Raw genomic sequence first — 18,175 nt, 5'->3', positions numbered from 1 at the left:
GCGGTCAGTCCTCGAACCGCTCGCGCAGCGAGGCGGGGATGGGGATGCAGATCTTGATGAGGGCAATCCAGAAGAAGACGATGTTCAGCAGCGACAGGAAGAGGTTGAGGACGATGAAGGCGCAGAGGGTGATGATGGGAATGTTGAACCCGCACAGCCACCCGATGCCCTGACCCGAGGGGGAGCTGGCCGAGCCCTCGAGGAAGTCCTTCGGCGAGTTCTTGTTCAGCAGCTCGTTCAGCCCCGGCGGCACCTGGAAGGTGACGTTGGGCTTGAAGGCGCTCAGGTCCTTGAGCGACGGAAGCGGGATGAGGACGGGCGGCAGCTTCCCGCGCTCGTGCCAGGCGGCGATGGTGAAGAGGGCGCTCTCCTCGCTCCAGACGATGGCGGGCGGGCAGCCATCCTCGCGGTACACCCGGACGAAGGCCTTGGCCACGTAGCGCGCGCCCCGCCGCTCGAAGCGACGCTCGGGTGGAATGAGGTCCCGCATCCGCGGCGCGGTGGCGGCCTTCGCCGCCTGAAGGACCTGGGCGGCATCCGAGGCATTGGGCTGCGTCCACGACCGCGGCAGCACCACCGTGCCCGCCTTCCCCTGGACGAGCACGTCCGCCAGTCCGGAGAGCGCCGTGCCCGCGGGCTGCTTCTGGCCGTTGCCATAGTCGAGCTGCACCCGGTTCATCGCCGTCATGAGCGCGGGCACCTGGAAGGCGTCGAACACCGCGACCAGCCCGCGCAGGAAGTCGATGAACAGGGAGAGCTTGTCGTGCGTCGCCTGCGGCAGTCTGCGCTGCGCGACGTCCTGGTAGGTGACCGACAGGCCTTCGAGCCCCGTCCAGTCCACCGCCTTGCCCGTGGCGAAGTAGGGGGACAGCAGGCTCCGCACCTGTGCGTCGTCGAAAGCGGGCGCCGTGGTGGACGCGCCCTCCGGTGCTTCACCGCTCGCCACCTGGAGCAGTCCGTACAGTACGGTGCGCTTCGCGGCGGCGCATGCGTCGGGCGGCGCGATGAAGAGCGACGTCACGGTCTCCTGGTCCCGGCTGGTGGCCCGCATGAGGCGCAGCAGCTCGCGTCGGACGTCCGCGGGGCCGGGGCCCGAGGGCCCTTCGCGCCGGCTCGGGTCGGGGTCACGCTCCAGTTCCTCGCCCTCCAGCGTGACCCAGCCAGCGACCTTGCCGTCCCGCCGCACCCAGGCCTCGCGCGTGTTGCCCACGCCCACTCGGCGGATGACGAGCCCCGCGCTTTCGATTCGGGTCGCCTCGACCCGAGGCTCGCCGAAGACGTCGCAGCAGGCCTCCAGCAGGGCCACGTTGAACACGCCGTGAACGGGCTGGAGCAGCTTGAGGGCCTCGGAGGGGAGCGTCCCGTCGGAGATGACGGTGCCTGCCAATGCCTTGCGGCCTTCCTCGGTCCTGAGCTCGCCGAAGATGGCTTGAACGAACTCCTGGTCCTGCCGTTCGAGGAACGCGGGGGCGCCGCGCTGGGCCGCCAGCGGGGCTCCGGTAGCGCCGTCGAAGACGAGGCCGCGCAGCTTGACGGGATGGCTCACCATACGTTGCCCGCCCCTGGCGAGTACGACACGCCTTTCACCGCGTTGGCTTGCAGCACGTCGCACTTCACGACGCCCGTGAAGGACGACATCGCCGCGTTGACCGTGACCTGACCGGCGCTCACCTCCACCTCGCTGGCGGTGACGCTCACCTTGGTCGCGGCACGGACGGTGACGCCCTGCGAGTTGAGCGTGACGGTGTTGCCCGCTGCTTCCAGCGTGAGCTCGCCCTCTCTGGCCTGGTTCAGCGTGGCGCTCACGCCGCCGGGGACTTCCAGGGAGATTTGCGCGGTGCCCTCGCTCGCTTCGACGATGGCGATGCGGCTGCCGTTCCGGGCCTTGATGACGTAGCGGTCCACGCGGTTTCCACCTGGCGTCTCCGGCGGACGGGCGCTCCCGTTCCACAGGCCCCCCACGACGAGCGGCTGGCGCGGGTCACCGCCAGCGAAGACCACGGCCACCTCGTCATCCTTGTCCGGGAGGAAGAGCGCGCCCCAGCCACTGCCGGAGAACGGCACGGCGACTCGCGCCCACAAGGCCACGTCCGCATCGGCCAGGCCCTCGGGCGCGGTGAGCAGGCGGACTTGAACGCGCGCCAGGTGGTCGGGGTCCTCCACGGAGACGACCTTCGCCAGATAGGTGCTGTGCAGGGCACCCAGCAGGCTTCGCTCCCGGGCGTGTGCGGTGTCGGTCATGGCTCTCCCAGGAAGGCGCACTCGGCCTCGAAGTCCGTCTCGTAGCCGTGGAGGGTGTCGTAGCGGTGGCTGGCACGGACCACGTAGTAGGTGTTGTCGAAGCGAGCGCTCAGGCCGCTGAGCCTCACGTGAGTCCCTACGCGCAGCGCGGGCGTGCCCTCCGCGGTGGCGTCGATGCAGACGAAGCGCCGGGCGCGCGCGTCGAAGGCGGCCCTGGCGATGGCGGTGGCTTCCTCGCTGGTGGAGACGGGGAGCGAGCCGAGGTGCTCTCTCCGAGGGCCCAGCGTCTGCTGGAGCAGCTCCGCGCCAGTGCGGCCCGCGCCAGGCCCGGGACGCGAGCCGGCGCTCCGGCCGGAGACCGCGGCTCCCTGGATGGCGTTCCACCCGGCGCAGGTGACCTCGGTGGCCTGATGCGCCAGGTCCGCCGTGACGCGCACCCGGCGCAGCTCGGAGTAGAGGTTCAGCTCCAGGGTGCCCCGGCGCACCTCGCTCCGTGGCGAGACGTGGAGCTCGTCACCCGTCACCTGCAGGTCCGCATCCCGAGAGGCCAGCAGTCGCCGGATGAAGGCCAGGTCGCTTTCGTTCCACTGGACCTGGAGGCCCAGGGGCTCCCGAAGGCCTGTGATGACGGGAGTCAGGCCCAGGTCCCGCGCGAGGTTCTCCGCCAGCTCGGCCAGCGTGACAGCGTCGTGGACCTGCGTGCGCCGCGCGAGCCTCGCTTTCTGGAGCGCGTCCTCGGCGAGCACGACGAACTCCGGCGCGGAGTCGTGCACGAACACGGCCTCGATTCCGGTGATGACGCCGCGGAAGATCTCCTGAGGGGCGCTCTCGGGGCCGGTGTAGATGCCGATGGGGGCACCCAGCCGGACCAGTTGCTCGTCCTCGAAGACCAGCTCGGCCTCGGCGTCGGCATAGCGTGCGAGGGCCTCGAAGCGCAGCTCGAGCGAGCATAGGCCGCCTTCGGTCTCATCCAGCCGCATGCTGCTGACCAGACCGGTGACCCGCGCGTCGGCCCTGCCGAAGATGCGCACCGTGGGGCGGTGGTGCTCTGTCTGTGTCGTGGCGTCAGGCATGGGGAGCAGTGAGCGGACTCAGTCGGCGAGAAGGCGGGCCTTGCGTTGCGTGATGAGCCGGAGGGAGCGGGCGATTGATGTGGGATCCGCGGGAGGCGGCGTGAGCGCGGGCTCCGTCGTCGGGCGCTGGCCCGCGTCTGGCGGGCGTCCCGAGACGACGGACCCTTGGACCTCATCGAAGACGATGGACATGACTCAATCTCCCTCGAAGCGGAGGCGGCCCCGGGGGGATGCGGTGGCGCTGAAGCGGGGCGTGGTGACCTGGGCGCGCCCTCCGAGCTCGAAGCGGCCCTCTCCGGTGGTTTCGTAGGTGTAGGTGTCCACGTGGCCGGTGGAACGCACGGTCTCCATGCGGACAGAGCTGCGTGGAGGGCCGGCACGCAGTCCCGCGAACGCGCCTGCTGTGGCCGAGAGGCCCGCGGAGGACTGTGCGCCATACCAGGCATTCGCGGTCCAGCCGGAGGCGGACGCCCCTGTGGTCGCGGGGAAGTTGGCTCCAGCGGTGAAGGAGGCCCCTGCGGAGAAGATCGGGCTCGATGCGGACGCACTCGCGCCGAACGAGGCGGAAGCTCCCGCCATGGCGCCCGCGTTGAACGAGGCGCTGCCTCCGAACGAGGCACCGGCTGAAACGCCCGCACCGGCCGCAAACGCTCCGCCGGCCAGGAATCCACCCCCCGCGGAGAAGCCGCCTCCGGCAGAGAAGCCACCGCCCGCGGCGAACACGCCACTCGCGCCAATCCCACCGCCAACGCCGAGCCCCGCTCCCGCGCTGAGCCCACCACCAAGCCCCGCTCCCGCCCCAATTCCACCCCCAACGCCGAACCCAGCACCCGCGCTGAACCCACCACCGACGCCGAACCCAGCACCCGCGCTGAACCCGCCACCGACGCCGAACCCGGCACCCGCGCTGAACCCAGCACCGACGCCGAACCCGGCCCCCGCGCTGAGCCCACCCCCGAACCCCGCTCCCAGCCCGATTCCACCGCCCACGCCGAAGCCCGCCCCAGCGCTGATGCCACCTCCAACGCCGAAGCCGACCCCCGCGCCCAAGGCTCCTCCGACTCCGCCCGAGGCGAACGCCGAGGGCGGGGCCAGCGGAACGGAGGGGTCGACGGTCATCACGTCCTGGCTGGGGAAGCGCGGATTGTCTTCACTGTTCTGCTCCGCGACAGCGCGAGAGATCGGCTGGTTGCGCGCAGCGGCCATTTGCCGCGAGCTCTCGCCTTCGGCCCCCCTGGAGAAGACGCGCTGCTGTCGCGTCATTCCCACCGAGACGGTCGAGCGCAGCGGAATGCCGTCGGAGGCGAAGAAGTCGATGGTCTCCCGATAGGTGTCCACCAGGCCGGTGAACTCGAAGGCGCCCCACCGGAAGGTGACGTCCGGGGGAATCTGGCTCTTGGCGCCCATCAACTGGGCAATCCGTATCGTGTGGTCGCAGACGTTGGCGCCCGTGCCGGTGGTGTCGAAGACAAGCTCCATGGTGAGCTTCGCGCTGCTCTCCGACACGAACTGCTGGTTCTCCTGGCCCTGGACGTTCTGGAGCTTGTTGTTGACGGTGTACTGGAGCGAGCTCGGGTTGAAGTGCACCAGCACCTCTTCGCCGTTGCTCTCGTTGATGAAGCTCGCGCTCTCGGGAGTGGTGTCAGGCATGGCGCGCTAGTCCTCCAGGGAGAGTCCTTCGTGCACGAGGTGCAGCTCTTCGATGCCGACGTCCGTGGCCCGGGCGTTGAAGTCGGCCGCCTTGAACTTCACCGGCATGGCGCGCTCCAGCTTGTAGGTGAGCACCGTCTGGGTCCCTCCGTCCTCCGACGGGGCCTTGAGGCGGATTCGCACGGTGCACCGGTATCCGTAGTCGCCACCCGTCACCCGCGTGAACCAGCGGGCGAGCCGGCCGCCCGACGAGAGGCCTCGCTTGAGCACCACGGTGCCAAAGCTCACCGGCCCGGCGCGCTGCACGGCTCCCAGGTTGTGGCCGCCCACGCGAATGGCCTTCGGCTCCATGGTGGCCTCCAATCCCGTGCACTCGGAGAAGGCACCGTCCACGGGAGCCTCTTCCGAGCCGCTGCCCGACAGTGGCTCGGGCTGGAAGCTGAGCTCGAAGCGGAAGGTGTGGAGTGGCCAGAGGTCTCCGCTCATGCGGCTTCCTCCTGGAGTGACACGCCACCCTCAAGCGCGGACAGGAGGACCTGCACCCGTTCGATTGCCGCCGCGGGGGCCAGCTCCACCCGCGCGATGAGCCGCCCGTTGTCGAGGTCGTCCTGCGTCATGGTCGTCCGGTCACACCGCACGGAGAACGCCTCGCGCGGCGTCGCTCCTCGCAGGGCTCCCTCCGCGAAGTAGCGGCCGAGCACGGACTCCATCCGGTATCGCAGCGCCAACCAGGTGTTTTCATGGGAAGGGGAGAACGTCAGGTCCACGCCGAGCTGCCTCGCCGCGCGCAGCACCGAGGAGATGAGCCGGCTCACCGGCGCCTGTCGGTGGCTGCCCATGGGGCTGGACGTCACGTCGGACAGCACCTGCATCCCACGGGGCGTTGGCCCCAGAAGCGAGACGCGCTCGCCGAGCGCGCGCAGCGGCGAGCCCGGCTCGCGCGGTTCCTGGTCCAGGCGTGTCGGGACTGGGAAGACCTCGCGAACCTCGGCGAGTCCCTGGCCCAGTGCGCTGCGGAAGGTGCCGCGAAGCAGCGCGTTGCGCGCCAGCACTCCCGCGAGCGCCCCGTCGGGGGGCGCCAGCCGCTCCGGCAGTCCCTCCGAGACCGCGGTCCGCAGCCACGGAAAGGCCAGCTGGATGAACGCGCTCTGGAACGGGGTGAGCACTCCGCTGGCATGGAGGAACCCACCCAGGTCCTGCGTCGCCGCGCGCTTGCCCGTCGGCGTATCGAAGACCAGGCTCGGCGAGGGCAGCGGTAGCGCGGCGACCAGATGCGTCTCCCGCAGACGCCTGTCACGGAGAAGCTCGGCCATCACGGCGAGGAAGGCCGCCCAGTCCAGGTAGGCGGTGAGTCCGCAGCGAGGCGCCGCGCGCTCCGGCGTCTTCCACTCGGGCCCGCTGGAGGCACCGGGCGCGGCACATTCCACGAACCCCGGGGCACCGGCGGGTGGCAGACGGGGGATGGGGAGTGGCTCGGGCGCATCCGCCACCAGCTCCGGCAGGTCTGGAAGGCAGAGGAAGGACACATCCTGCAGGCCGAACAGGTGGGCCGCGCCATGCCACGTCGTGCGGTCCACGGCGGAGGCGGGGTCCTCCATGCCAGGAGGCGCGGGCAACCGGCTGCCCGGCAGCAGCAGGTTCAGCTGGCTGAGCCGCGTGGCGCGCTCCGCTCCCGGCGCGAGCGGGTCCGCCATGCGCACCACGTAGCACTTGCGCCCGCCCTGGACGAAGAAGGCCTGCACCGCTGCGCCCAGGGCCGTGGCCTCGTCGGGAGCGGTTCCGGTGCGGGCCCTCCAGTCGAAGAGGCGCTCGAAGGCGGAGAAGCTCTCCAGGGGCAGGGGGACGTCGGTGAGCGGGTCCTGCGCGTCGTTGGGGTCCACGCGGAGCGTGGGGGCGGTCATCCAACCCTGCTCGAACAGGTAGCGAGACAGCGCGGCGGGCACGGACGCACCCGGCCGGCGGCGGACGAAGCCCACGAAGAGGGCCACGTCCATCCGCTCGGGCGCGGTGGGCGCCACGCGTTCTGTGACTTCGAAGGTCAGTCGCCGCATGGCCCGGGAGCTCCCCCTGTTGCTCCGCTCAGTCCACGTCCGGGAAGCCCATCCGCACCGTCTCCGCGGCCAGGACGAGCTCTTCCATGGCCACGTCTCCGCCACCCTTGGCGGCCAGCGTGGGGCCGGTGAACTTCAGGGGCGTGACGTTCACCAGCTTCCAGGACTGCACGGGGTTGCGCGCCTCGTCGAGCAAGCGGATGGTGACGGCGGCCTTGCGGCCCAGCGGGCCGTTGCGGCGCACGTCCTCCACCCACGTCCAGATGGCCCTCGAGTCGACGACGCCACGCTTGAGGGTGACGTCGCCCGTCTTGAAGGTGCCGGGCACCTTTCGCACGTGGTTCTCCGGGTCGGTGCCGTCGCGGTACTCGGAGACGGTGACCTCGGTGCTCAGTCCGGACACGTCGGAGAATCCACCGAAGGACGTGCCATCGAAGCTGATCTCGAAATTGAAAGCGCCATAGGGCGTGGGGCGAGTGGGCATGGCGGCGAGTCCTTTGCGTTAGGTCCGGGCATCTGCCGTCTTCTGGCCGATGCGGAAGATGACGAACTCAGCGGGCTTCACCACCGCCACGCCGATGAGGCAGACGAGCCGGCCGTTATCGAGGTCGTTCTGGTCCATGGTGGTCCGGTCACACCGGACGAAGAACGCCTGCCTCGGGTCCGTGCCCAGCAAGGCGCCGGTGCGCCATTGGTTCTCCAGGAAGCTGCCAATGGTCTCGCGGATGTTGGCCCACAGGCGCTCGCCATTGGGCTCGAACACGGCCCACTGCGTGCCCTCGTCCACGGAGCGCTCCAGGAAGTTGAAGTAGCGCCGCACGTTCACGTACTTCCATTCCGGGTCGGAGCTGATGGTGCGGGCGCCCCACACGCGGTAGCCGCGGCCAGGGAAGAAGCGCAGGCAATTGATGCCCTGTGGGTTGAGCGTCTCTTGCTGCGCGAAGGAGATGTCCTGTTCGAAGCGCAGCGCCCCGCGGACCACCTCATTCGCGGGCGCCTTGAACACGCCTCGTTCGATGTCGTTCCGGGCGTAGATGCCGCACAGGAAGGCGGACGGCGGCAGCGCGATTTCGCGTGGGACATCCGCCGACTCGGGCCCGGCGAGCGGATTGGCCACGACCACCCATGGGTAGTAGAGCGCCGCCTTGGTGGAGTCCATCTGCGCGCGAATCGCCTGCGCGTCCTGCGGCCCCATCCCGCGCGGCGTATCGAGCACCGCGATGCGGTAGGCGCGGCGTCGCTCCGCGGCGCTGATGAGCCCCAGCCGCACCGCCTGCGCCGAGGAGAAGGCCGAGGAACCCGGCGCGGCGATGATGGAGATGTCCTCCACACTGCCCAGCCTGCTGAACGCGTCTTCGTACGCGGCCGCTCCGGGCTCGCTCCCGTCGGAGCCGCCGGTGAGCGCGAAGGACCCCGTGGCCAGGGCCGCGCGGAGGGCGAAGGTGGATACGCCGCTGCCCGCCTCGAACGCATACAGCCGCTCCATCTGCTCGGAGAGGGTGGTTGGCGATGGGGTGAGCACATGGCCCAGGTAGCGCGGGTGGGCGCGGTCCACGCCGAGCCCCTCGTACACTCGCTCCTGGCCGTCGCCGTCCAGGGTGATGACGGTCAACGTGACGAAGCTGCTGTCTCCCGGGAGCTGCTGGAACTGGGACGCGTCATCGCTCGGCAGCGGCAACGTGTCACTCCCGTTGGACCAGGTGGCGTCTGCCTGCTTCACCCACCAGGTCACGCCCGCCGTGCCATCCGTGCCGGGCTCCGTGGTGGCCGCGTCCAGGCCCAGGGCGCTGGAGCTGACCGCCGCCACCTCCACGGAATGGCTGGAACCGGGCTGCGGGTGGCTGATGACGAGCTTGTTGTCATCGACGGAGGCCGTGGCGTTGGCGCCCAGGAGCGCCTGGATGTCCTCCAGAGTCACTGCGCCCAGGTCCCCCACGTTGCTCTGTGGGTCCCCCGAGTTATCGACCGTCTGTTCGGCGAGCTTGAGCTGCGGGTTCGCGGAGACCTGGATGAGGGCCTCGGTACCTCGGACATCCGTACCCAGGATGAGGCGGCCAACGGGCGCTGCGTCATCGGCGCCACTGAGCCGCGCGTACCCGCCGCGGAGCTGTCGGTTGAGGGCGTCCACGACCTCCGCGGGTGTCAGCGGCACATCCGTGGGCAGGGTGAGGGTCTGCTGCTGTCCACTGATGGAGACGGTGAGCGTGCTGTTGGCTTCGAGGAACGTCGTCGTGGGGTCGAGCTCCGCCGCCGCGGCCGCTTCGGCGTTGCGCCCGGAGAACGTGAGGGTGACGTCGTTGGTGCCGTCGAGCGTCAGCGTGAGCGTGGTGCCATTGGGCACGTTGAAGGGCGGAGGCAGCGTACCCACCACGCGTGCGGCCGACGCGGCGGTCTGATTCAGCCTCACCATGCTGCCGGTGGGGGCGCGCCGCATGGCCCCGACGGTGGCGGGCGCGAGCACCTCCCGGACGGTGATGCTCCCGTTGCCGGAGCGGCCCGGGAACCGCGCGATGAAGCGCGCGCGCAGGTTCGCGTCGGCGTTGGGGATGACCCCCGCGCTCGCGGTGGCCGTGGCCGGCGTTCCCGAGAAGACGCGTGCCACGTAGAGGCGGGAGCCGCCCTCGTTGAAGTAGGCGCGCACCGAGTGCGCCAGGTAGTTGGTCGTCTCCGGAGTGCCCGCGAGGTCCAGGTCCGCGAGGCCACCGAAGAGGCGGACGAACTCGGGGAAGCTCGTCACCAGCGACGGCGTGCCGGAGATGGGGCCCTTGCGCGCCGGGCCCGCGAAGCCACTGGTGCTGGTGCTGACGCCCTCGATGGACCTGGCTCGGAAACTCGTCTCTTCGACGTAGACACCGGGTGCGAGATATTCAGGCACGCGAGCCCCCTCTCTCTCGTTATGTGGCGCGCAACCGCGCCGTCATGGTCTGCGTTCAGCGCTCGACCCAATCGAGCTTGATGGTGGTGGTGACCTCTTCGCCGGCCGCGACGTCGAGGGTGCTGCTCAAGGGGTGGAAGTCCTGGGAGAGTGCGTCGGGGTCGGGAGGCTGCGGCAGTGCCGCCCAGGCAGCGGCGACGTTGAAGGTGAAGTGGATGGGGGCTTCGGGGTTGCCCCAGTCCGCGATGGGAATGCCGGGCACGAGGATGAGCGCGTCACCCCGCTCGTTCGACAGGCCCCATCGGGTGATTTCCGGTTCGGCCAGGGAGAGCGACACCAGCGCGCCGGGCACTGGCAGGTCGTTGACGTCCACCACCCGGAGCCGCACCACCGCGCTGCGAGCGGACGGGCGCATCAGCGGCGACGGGTAGAGCGTGACGTCCACCGGGCGGAAGACGGAGTCGGGCGGCAAAGGCTGGCCCGTGGGCGGGGGTGTTGCGTTGCGCGGCAGCTCGAGCGTGAAGCTCCGGTCCAGGTAGCGGCGCGACGGGTCGCTCACCACCAGCGTGAAGGTGGCGGCGTCGGGCAGCGGGTCCGGAAGCTCGAAGCTCGCGGCATAGCTGGAGAAGCCGGGTGCGTCCGTCACCACGTGGAGCCCGCGGACGTTGCGTGCGAAGCGGAGGCCCTGCCCGGCGAGCGTGACAGGCTCCGTGAGCGGGCGTTGCGTCTCCGCATCCAGGAAGCGGATGGCGGCCAGGGCGCGGCTCTCCGTGCGATCGAGAATCATCGCCCGGGCACCTCGTCCGTGAAGTCGAAGCGCCGCGCCACCACGGGCCTGCCGGCGGGCTTGCCCTGCACGTCGATACACACCACCCGGGCGACGTACGTGACGGATGGGCGGTATGGGCGTCGCAAGGCGTCCCACATCCGGAGGACGTCTTCCTGAGGGATTTCGGCGGGGACGATTTGCACCAGCTCGTCCGGGCCCCACGCGCCCACGGGGGACAGGTCCGAGGCGCTCAACGCGTTGTGCGTGTGAAGCTGCAACATGACCCAGGCCATGATGCGGTGCTCGTCGTCGACGTTTTCAGACCAGACGGTGAGCAGGTAGTGCAGGTCGAGCGCGAGCGGCGGAGGCGCTTCAGCACGCGGCTCGTTGCGCAGGTGCTCGTTGACGGCGACGCGGTAGAGGAAGAGGGTGACGCCAGGGACTTCGACCGGAGGCGCGTTTGTCTCGCTTCCAGCCATCTTCCCGCTGGGGACGAGCTCGAAGCGGCACGTGGGCAGGCCTTCGGGCTCGTGAGACAGCTCGTAGGCGTGTCGCAGATACGAGACCAGCGAATCGCCTACCGAATAGATGGCGGAAAAGCCGGCCACTCTGGTCCCCCCAAGTGCACCGCGTGGACATGCTGAAGGTGAAACTCAATTCGCCTTCGAGTGTTGATATCGTGTCGAAACACGGACACTTAGTCAAGTCACCTCATACGGTGGGTGAATTAAGTGAAACCTGTTGAGACGGTGGGTGTTGCTCAGCGCGGCGTCTGAAGCCGGGTGAGCAGGGCTCGAACAAGCTCTTCTGCACTGGGCTCACGCGCATCGTCTCCCGCTGGGGTGAGCGCTTCGAGCCAGGCCTTCCATTCCTCGGGCGGCTCATCGCCTCCCTGCTCCAGGGCAGAGAGGAGTGGCTGGAGGCGTGAGGTCAGGTCCGGAAGCTCGACGCCGCGAGAGGAGAGGTCCTGCTGTAGCGAGCCCAGGAGTTGAAACAACTCGGCGGGAGTCTCAGGGCCTCGCTTGGACGTGCCTTGCGTCGTACTGCCAGGAACGGTGCGCACCGCGTGTTCCATCAGACTTCCAAGCCAGGTGGCGAGCGCCGTGGCATCGAAGCGCTCTGGGGGACTGGGAGGGACGCTCGTACCGCCGGGTGGGGAGGGGGGCTGGGCGCTGTCTTCCGCGTCGAAGCGGGCACCGGTGCGGTCGCTCCCGGTCCACTGCACGCCCTCCAGTATGGCTCCGTGGAAGTCCGCATGGCGGAAGCTTCCGCCCGAGAGGTTGGCACCCGTCAGGTCGGCGCCGCGGAAGTCCGCCTCGTCCAGCCGTGCGTCCACGAGCGACGCGCCCGCGAGGTCCGTGCCACGTAGCTCCACGCCGACGCCTTCTGCTCCGTCCAGAATGGCCTCACGGAGGATGGCGCGCGCGAAGGAGGTCTCCGAGAGCCGCGCTTTGCGCAGGTCCGCTTGGGAAAGGTCCGAGCCGCGCGCGAAGCTGTCCTCGATACGGGCCTCGGAGAGGCGGGCGCGTGTCAGGTGGGCGCCGTCGAGTCGGCACTGCCGCAGCGTTGCGCCCTCCAACACGGCTTCTTCGAGCACCGCCCGTTCCAACGAACAGGCGTTGAGCCGAGCGCCGCGGAGGTTGGCGCCACGCAGGTTGGCCTGGCCCAGCTCGAGATTGTCTCCGCGCAGGTCATCAAGCTGGGCACCCGCGAGGTCGGCACCGTGCAGATGAAGGTCTCGCGCGCGGGCTTTTCGCTGCTGAAGAGCCTGAAGGGTATCGCGCGCGCTGGAGGTCATGCCTGCCTCCGACTCATGAGGCCGAGCGCATGGAGCTTCTCATGCAGCTGGACGATGAGGGCCGCCGCGCCATCAGTGCCGGGGGCCGCGGTGTCGAACGCTTCGACGAAGACACTGGCGACCTCGTGCGCCTCCTCCGGCGTCAGCGAGGGGGGAACGAGCCGCTGCGCGACAGGGCGGCTCTCATATTCGTCTCTCAGTCGAGTCGTCTCATGGGCCAGGGCCTTGCCAAGGAGAGGCGCCAAGGCGCCGGCGGCCTGCTCCCGGGACTCGTGCTTGGGGCGCCAGAACGACCAGTCGAAGAGCATGCCTTGCAGCGCCCTGACGAGGTGCTCCCATTCGTAGCTCCGGACCTTGACGGGCCCTGGCAGGGCCGAAACGAGCCAGATTGCGAACCAGTTTGCGAAGCTCCGCGTGAGCTCCTCAGTTGTCATCGTCGGAGGACTTGGGCGCGTGAGCACGATTTCACCCTCGACCAACTTCGGGTCGAACGGTCGCATGACATTGCTCTTCATCGCCTCGAACAGGTCGAGCGGCGTGAGTGTGTGATCGACGTCTACTTCGCGCCCTCGGTACCCCGGAGCCTTTCCGAGCGCTCTTCGGACCTCTGCCACGAGTGGCGTTGGGCCTTCGAACTGCAGGCGAGCACTCTGATCTCGGTACTCGGCCTCGAGCCAGACGACGATTTCCTTCTTGAAGCGCGCGAACGGCGATGAGGGCGGGGTCATCAATCGGTAGCGGAACATCGCTCAATTTCCAGGCGTGTTTGAGGTGGTGGGCATCGTGAGGCCGGCTCGGGCCCTCATCCGCTGGACCACACCTAGCACGTAGAAGAAATGCTCTGGGTCCTGACGATAGAGTTGCGCCATCTTCGTTGGACTATTGAAGCGCTCAAGACCCATCGTGACGACCTCGGTCGCCGGGCTGTTGTAGACCTTCCCAACGTACGGGTCGATGAACCCACCTTCGTAGGCAAATTCGTAGGATTCGTAGGATTCGATGCCGGTGAGGTCCCGCAGCGATTTCGTTTCAATGGGCTGTCCCGGTTGGACGAAACGCCGGGCGCGGGCTTCGACGAAGGACTTGGATGCCGAAGAAATCTCGGGATCGATGTGCTCGATGCGGTGGGAGAGCTCGTGATGCATCTTCGTCGATGAAGGTTGGTCTCCGACGTTGATGAAGCGCGCGGCATGGTAGTACTCCGCACGGTTGTCCTCAGGCCTCGGCCCCTTGGTCAAGAAGAATCCTTCTGGCGGCGCATTGCCCGTCATCCGGTAGTGCTCATTGATGTCTGCGCGAACCTGTGCCTCTGTTCGGCCGTAGGCATGGATGGCGTCCAAGCCCTCCTGTGTAATGGCTGGTGCATCTGCAATCGCCGCTGCATGTGGGGTCGCTTCTCCCAGGAGCGCATTGCGCAACTCGCTCATGACCTCCGCGGCCTTCGCTTCGTTCTTGAGGGAGCGACTCTCCATTGACGTCAGCAGCCAGTCTCGGGCGTTTTTGTACCGGTTGTATTCGTGAGTGAGGTCTGCCTGTAGGGCCTCGATGCGCTCGATTTCTGCCTTGTTCGCCAGGTAGTCCTTCCGGAGGTCTCCGAGGTTTCTCTGCATGAGCGGATCGTTGGAGATCTCCTGCATTCGAGTGTTGAACTCTGCCAACGCGGCGGCGTCGCCCGGATAGACTTTGTGGACCAGTTCGTCCAGTCGGCTCCGCATTCCCTTGGAGACGCTCTCCATGAAGTCGATGCCGTTTTTGATGAATTCGAGGTGAGGCGCGCTCGCGGACGGAGCGTTGATGTCGCCAGACCAGCCCACCGTCTGACGTGCGCGCCCGTCCGGATTGATCTCAATGTCTTCAAAATTGCCGGGCTCGTCCTTGGGCTTCGTGCCGGTGGAGCTGGACGCGGCTGCCCGGCCGTCCAGCTCCGCATCTGCGTTGGCGCGCGGATTCGTCCCCACAGGAGATTCGGGACTGAGGGCGGGCTCTGTCTCGGTCTTTGGGGGAAGCGTTGTGCTGGGTTCCGACTGGGCTTCGGGGCGCGGAGTCGCGGTGCTCGCTACTTCTGCCTCGGGCCGTGGGGGCGTGGAGACGGTGGCAACGTCTGTTTCCGCCGTGGTACGTGGCGTCGTGCTGGCCTCGGCCTCGGACCGTGGCGTCGTCGCGCTGTCGGCCTCAGCCTCGGGGCGAGGCGTCGTGACGTCGGCCTCAGCTTCGGGACGTGGCGTCGTCGCGACGTCGGCCTCGGCCTCGGGGCGGGGGCTTACGGTCGTCGAGGCCTCGCTCTCCGCTGGGGGGCGGGGAGCGATGGAGTCGCGGAAGGTACGGGCCCCTGATCCGGGCACGATGCCCGCGCCGCGAGCCATCCACCGTTGCTGGACGCGCTTGATGCGAGGGACTTCGCCGAAGCCGCCGGTGACGACGGACATCAGCACGGACATTCCCAGCGCATGCCAGGAGAACTCGCCCGTGACGAGCTGGGTGCCGACTTCCAGCACCGCATCGGCGGCCACGTTGGCCACGAACTGGATGGCCACGCTCTTGACGGTGTGCTGGATGATGGCGCCCGCGCCCGCGCCGAACACGCCGCCGATCGCGCCCATCAGGGCTGCCCTGTCCACGCCCTCCAGGAGGCGCTGACCCGACGCCCAGTTGTTGAGGACCTGGATGGTGGCCGACGTCGCCGCGCCGACAATGGCACCGCCCACGATGGTGCCGATGGTCGCGGCCGCTGCTGTCCCGGCGCCCAGTGCGCTCGCCGCCGCGCCCACCGCGCCAATGACCGCCGGGCCGACGACCAGCGCCACCACGATGACGATGGCGATGATGAGCACCACCGCCAGCACGCCCTTCCAGGCGGGCTGCTCCTTCGAGGCCGCCTCCTGGGCCTGGGTGGGAATGTCGCAGTCGAGCTGCGCCTTGGAGTCGCGGAGGCTCTGCTCCAGCGCGTCGGCGGAGTCCACCAGCGCGCTCTCGACATGGGTGAGAATCGTCGCGCAGGTCGTTTCGAAGCCGGTGGCCACGGTCTCCAGGCCGGTGGCTCCGTCCGAGGCCACCTGCTGGGTTTGCGTGGTGAACGCGTCGCGCTGCTGGCCGAAGCTCGTCGTCGCTCCCGCCGCCAATGCGCCCATGGAGGCCGTGAAGGAATCGACCAGGGCCGCTGTCGCTTCCTCGGAGGATTGGCCCAGGCGCAGCATGGCCTCCAGCCCCTGATTCCCCACGCCGTCCACGCGCTCCAAGGCGCCGGCGGCTCCGTGCTCCACCTGGGTGACCAGGCCATCCAGTCCGCCTTCGAGCCCGCCCATGGCTTGCCCGAGGATGCGCTCCAGGTGTTTGCCCTCTGGAGCGGATTGCGTGGCGAACAGGTCGCGCACGCTCGTGAGCGCTTGCACCACGGTGTCGATGGCGCCCGTCACGGCATTCTGGATGGACGCCGCCGAGGCGAAGGCCGCCAGCTCGATGAGGACCTGTTGCAGGTAGCCCGTGTCGTTGACGGACTGTCGCTGGTCGTGCTCGTGGCGGTCCAGCCGGTCCAGCTCGGTGATGAATGCCGAGTCGACGGAGGCGAGCATCGAGTCGCGGGTGGTCTCCGCCTGGGACAGCGCCTGCGTACGGCTGCTCTCCAGCGCGGACACGAGCTGCTCGTACTGGGTGTCGAGCGTTTCGCGGGCGCGGCGGGCCGCGGCGATGACGCCGCAGCGGTCCCGCTGGCGCCCCTTCATCACTTCGCCGGCCTGCTTCGTGGCCGTGTCCACCAGGCTCTTGCGATAGCCCTTGGCCGTCTCGCGCGCGGCCTTCATCTGGGCCTCGGCGCGGCGGTCGGTGAGGTAGCCCGCGAAGAAGCTGTCCTTCTTGTTGATCTTGCAGTCTTCGTATTTCTCCGCGTACTCCTCGCCGAGCTGGATGCACTCGTCGCCCACGGTCGGGCCGAGTGCTTCGTGGGCAATGCGGGCCTGGGCGTAGAGGGAGTTGACGCTGTCCAGCGTGCTGGACTCCTGCTCGTCAACGAGCATCAGGCTGGAGTCGTAGGCGGTCTGGAGCGAGGCGAGCGCGCTATCGGTCTCCGAGTGGATGGTGGCGACGGTGGCCTCATGCTCGGACAGGACGTGCTGGCGGGCACCGTCGGCCTGGGCCGTGGCGGCGATGCGTGCCTGTTCGACGCTGGCGCTGATGGCCGCCTTCTGTTCCTCCATGGAGGAGGAGATGGCGCTCTTGTACGTCTCGGCGAGCGCACCGATGCGCGCTGGAACATCATCCAGGGTGAGGAGGACCGCGTCCTCGATGCGGTCGGCCGCATGACGGAAGAACGTGCCCGCTCGTGCGTTCGCGGCGACCCGGCGAGCGTCGTCCTGCGCGGTCGCACCCGGCGTCGGTACGAACTGAGCGCCGCCGCGGAGCGCGATGGTGCCTGCCCCGGCGCTGGCGAGCGCGGCGGACGCGTTGCCATGGGTGGCCACGGCATCCCACCGCTGGACCTCAGTCGTGGCGATGGCTTCATCCAGCGGCGCACTAGCGGCCTCATTCGCGGCATCTTCCTCGGTGGCCGCGCCGTGAGCTCCAGTGGCCTCCGGGGCCTGCGTGGCACTGGTGTCGCTCGTGGAGGCCGCTTCCGAGGAGGATGCAGCGGCTTCCGGCGTGGAAGCATTGCTCTCCAGCGTCGACTGCGCGGGTGCCGCGGCTTCATCGGGGGAGGGGGCCTGCTGGGAGATGGCCTCCTCGATGGGGCAGATGTCCTGCTCCTCCGCATCCGGGCTGACGCTGGATGCGGCCTCTTGCGACTCCGTGGGCTCGGGCTCAGGAGGCTCCTGCTCGGGCTCCGTCTCCGGCTCTTCGATGTCGGCCGTGTAGCAGGTGGCGTTGTCGCTGCCTCCAGTGCACTGCTGTGCGGTATCGCTAGCTGCGGGAGGAGCAGGCGTATCGCTCGTGGGCTCCGAGGTGCCGGAGCTCAGTGCGTCGGTCGCGGGACCTGCGGCGGCGCCGAGCGCGCTTCCAGCGGCTCCCGAGCTGCTTTCGGTGGAGTTCTCGTCCTGGGAAGAGCGGGCTTCAGCGGACGTGCGCGCGCCGCCGGCTGAGGAGCCTCCTCCGCCTCGAGCCCTGGGCATTCGAGACGGTGCAGTCGGAGGCTCGAAGAGGCGGTGGGCATTGACGGCCAGGAAGCGCTGGACGGGGGCTTCGCTCGGTGACGTTTCCGCGACGGGTGGACCGGAGGGGCCCACGGTGCGGTTGAGGATGGGCTCGGCGGTCTCGCCTCGGACGACGGCATCAGCGGCTTCATCCGCCTGGCGTTCGTAGGGATCCCCTGGGTGACCCACGCCGTCATGGAGCTGTACGCCCGCTTGCTGCTGGACTGCGTGGGCAGCTTCGTGCGCCGCCAGCCTCAGGTCTGGCGGTGCGCGGAAGGCGATGCGATTGCCCATGGTGAAGGCATGGGCCCCCATCCGGTCGCTTGCGAGCGCAGCCTCGCCGCCCACACGGGCCTTGATGTTCGACAGGTCATGGCGGCCGAATGCCTGTTGGAGCAGTGCGAAGTGGGGAAGGGGAGCGTTGGCATCCTTCACACCGGCATGGGCCTCGCGTCGAATGGCCGAGGGCCGCGACTCAACCGTGCCGCCGGCTTCCTTGGGCTGCACGGCATTCTTGTCGCCGCAAGCCGCGCAGGGACCGCCACCGGACTCGCACGCCGCGCACTGCGCCTGGACGGGAGGTCCGAGGGACGACGTC

13 protein-coding genes are annotated in these 18,175 nt (G+C 68.9%); all 13 read right to left on the bottom strand.

The features are described from left to right. Positions 1–4: 4 nt before the first annotated feature. The 13 genes from VZL07_RS38320 to VZL07_RS38260 all read right to left on the bottom strand — a co-directional run bounded on the left by VZL07_RS38320 (position 5) and on the right by VZL07_RS38260 (position 18,084). Positions 5–1,549, bottom strand: coding sequence for a hypothetical protein (locus tag VZL07_RS38320; protein ID WP_426752927.1), 1,545 nt, complete (start codon positions 1,547–1,549; stop codon positions 5–7). Beyond that, the gene (locus VZL07_RS38315; protein ID WP_426752926.1) at positions 1,543–2,241 is read right to left on the bottom strand and encodes a phage baseplate assembly protein V; all 699 of its coding nucleotides are present in this window, start codon (positions 2,239–2,241) and stop codon (positions 1,543–1,545) included. The genes VZL07_RS38320 and VZL07_RS38315 overlap by 7 nt, the downstream gene beginning before the upstream one ends. Continuing rightward, entirely contained in the window at positions 2,238–3,314 is a 1,077-nt protein-coding gene (locus VZL07_RS38310; RefSeq protein ID WP_426752925.1) for a phage late control D family protein, read from the bottom strand. The genes VZL07_RS38315 and VZL07_RS38310 overlap by 4 nt, the downstream gene beginning before the upstream one ends. 195 nt (positions 3,315–3,509) lie before the next feature. After that, a complete protein-coding gene (locus tag VZL07_RS38305) occupies positions 3,510–4,964 on the bottom strand; it encodes a hypothetical protein (RefSeq protein WP_426752924.1) in 1,455 nt (484 codons plus the stop codon). A gap of 6 nt (positions 4,965–4,970) precedes the next feature. Further along, positions 4,971–5,450, bottom strand: a complete 480-nt coding sequence (locus VZL07_RS38300) for a phage tail protein (RefSeq protein WP_426752923.1) — start codon at positions 5,448–5,450, stop codon at positions 4,971–4,973. Next, positions 5,447–7,015, bottom strand: a complete 1,569-nt coding sequence (locus VZL07_RS38295; RefSeq protein ID WP_426752922.1) for a phage tail sheath protein — start codon at positions 7,013–7,015, stop codon at positions 5,447–5,449. The genes VZL07_RS38300 and VZL07_RS38295 overlap by 4 nt, the downstream gene beginning before the upstream one ends. A 28-nt stretch (positions 7,016–7,043) precedes the next feature. Then, positions 7,044–7,499, bottom strand: a complete 456-nt coding sequence (locus tag VZL07_RS38290) for a phage tail protein (RefSeq protein ID WP_426752921.1) — start codon at positions 7,497–7,499, stop codon at positions 7,044–7,046. A gap of 18 nt (positions 7,500–7,517) precedes the next feature. Further along, a complete protein-coding gene (locus VZL07_RS38285; RefSeq protein WP_426752920.1) occupies positions 7,518–9,890 on the bottom strand; it encodes a phage tail sheath family protein in 2,373 nt (790 codons plus the stop codon). A 55-nt stretch (positions 9,891–9,945) separates the two neighbouring features. Continuing rightward, entirely contained in the window at positions 9,946–10,677 is a 732-nt protein-coding gene (locus VZL07_RS38280) for a hypothetical protein (protein ID WP_426752919.1), read from the bottom strand. Beyond that, on the bottom strand, positions 10,674–11,267 hold the full coding sequence (locus tag VZL07_RS38275) for a DUF4255 domain-containing protein (RefSeq protein ID WP_426752918.1): 594 nt from the start codon (positions 11,265–11,267) through the stop codon (positions 10,674–10,676). Before VZL07_RS38275 ends, VZL07_RS38280 begins: the two co-directional genes overlap by 4 nt. 152 nt (positions 11,268–11,419) lie before the next feature. After that, positions 11,420–12,457, bottom strand: a complete 1,038-nt coding sequence (locus VZL07_RS38270; protein ID WP_426752917.1) for a pentapeptide repeat-containing protein — start codon at positions 12,455–12,457, stop codon at positions 11,420–11,422. Further along, the gene (locus VZL07_RS38265; RefSeq protein WP_426752915.1) at positions 12,454–13,203 is read right to left on the bottom strand and encodes a hypothetical protein; all 750 of its coding nucleotides are present in this window, start codon (positions 13,201–13,203) and stop codon (positions 12,454–12,456) included. Before VZL07_RS38265 ends, VZL07_RS38270 begins: the two co-directional genes overlap by 4 nt. Positions 13,204–13,206: 3 nt before the next feature. After that, on the bottom strand, positions 13,207–18,084 hold the full coding sequence (locus VZL07_RS38260) for an eCIS core domain-containing protein (RefSeq protein ID WP_426752914.1): 4,878 nt from the start codon (positions 18,082–18,084) through the stop codon (positions 13,207–13,209). Positions 18,085–18,175: the final 91 nt, after the last annotated feature.

It is taken from the genome of Pseudomyxococcus flavus, from assembly GCF_050038885.1.
Taxonomy (GTDB): domain Bacteria; phylum Myxococcota; class Myxococcia; order Myxococcales; family Myxococcaceae; genus Myxococcus; species Myxococcus flavus.
The sequence above is the reverse complement of the archived record's forward strand: the minus strand, read 5'-3'. Positions and strand labels throughout refer to the sequence as shown.

Coding starts and splice junctions, on each gene's coding strand:
- VZL07_RS38295 (WP_426752922.1), bottom strand. CDS start 7,015: ATGCGGCGACTGACCTTCGAAGTCACAGAACGCGTGGCGCCCACCGCG.
- VZL07_RS38310 (WP_426752925.1), bottom strand. CDS start 3,314: ATGCCTGACGCCACGACACAGACAGAGCACCACCGCCCCACGGTGCGC.
- VZL07_RS38265 (WP_426752915.1), bottom strand. CDS start 13,203: ATGTTCCGCTACCGATTGATGACCCCGCCCTCATCGCCGTTCGCGCGC.
- VZL07_RS38270 (WP_426752917.1), bottom strand. CDS start 12,457: ATGACCTCCAGCGCGCGCGATACCCTTCAGGCTCTTCAGCAGCGAAAA.
- VZL07_RS38280 (WP_426752919.1), bottom strand. CDS start 10,677: ATGATTCTCGATCGCACGGAGAGCCGCGCCCTGGCCGCCATCCGCTTC.
- VZL07_RS38305 (WP_426752924.1), bottom strand. CDS start 4,964: ATGCCTGACACCACTCCCGAGAGCGCGAGCTTCATCAACGAGAGCAAC.
- VZL07_RS38290 (WP_426752921.1), bottom strand. CDS start 7,499: ATGCCCACTCGCCCCACGCCCTATGGCGCTTTCAATTTCGAGATCAGC.
- VZL07_RS38315 (WP_426752926.1), bottom strand. CDS start 2,241: ATGACCGACACCGCACACGCCCGGGAGCGAAGCCTGCTGGGTGCCCTG.
- VZL07_RS38320 (WP_426752927.1), bottom strand. CDS start 1,549: ATGGTGAGCCATCCCGTCAAGCTGCGCGGCCTCGTCTTCGACGGCGCT.
- VZL07_RS38300 (WP_426752923.1), bottom strand. CDS start 5,450: ATGAGCGGAGACCTCTGGCCACTCCACACCTTCCGCTTCGAGCTCAGC.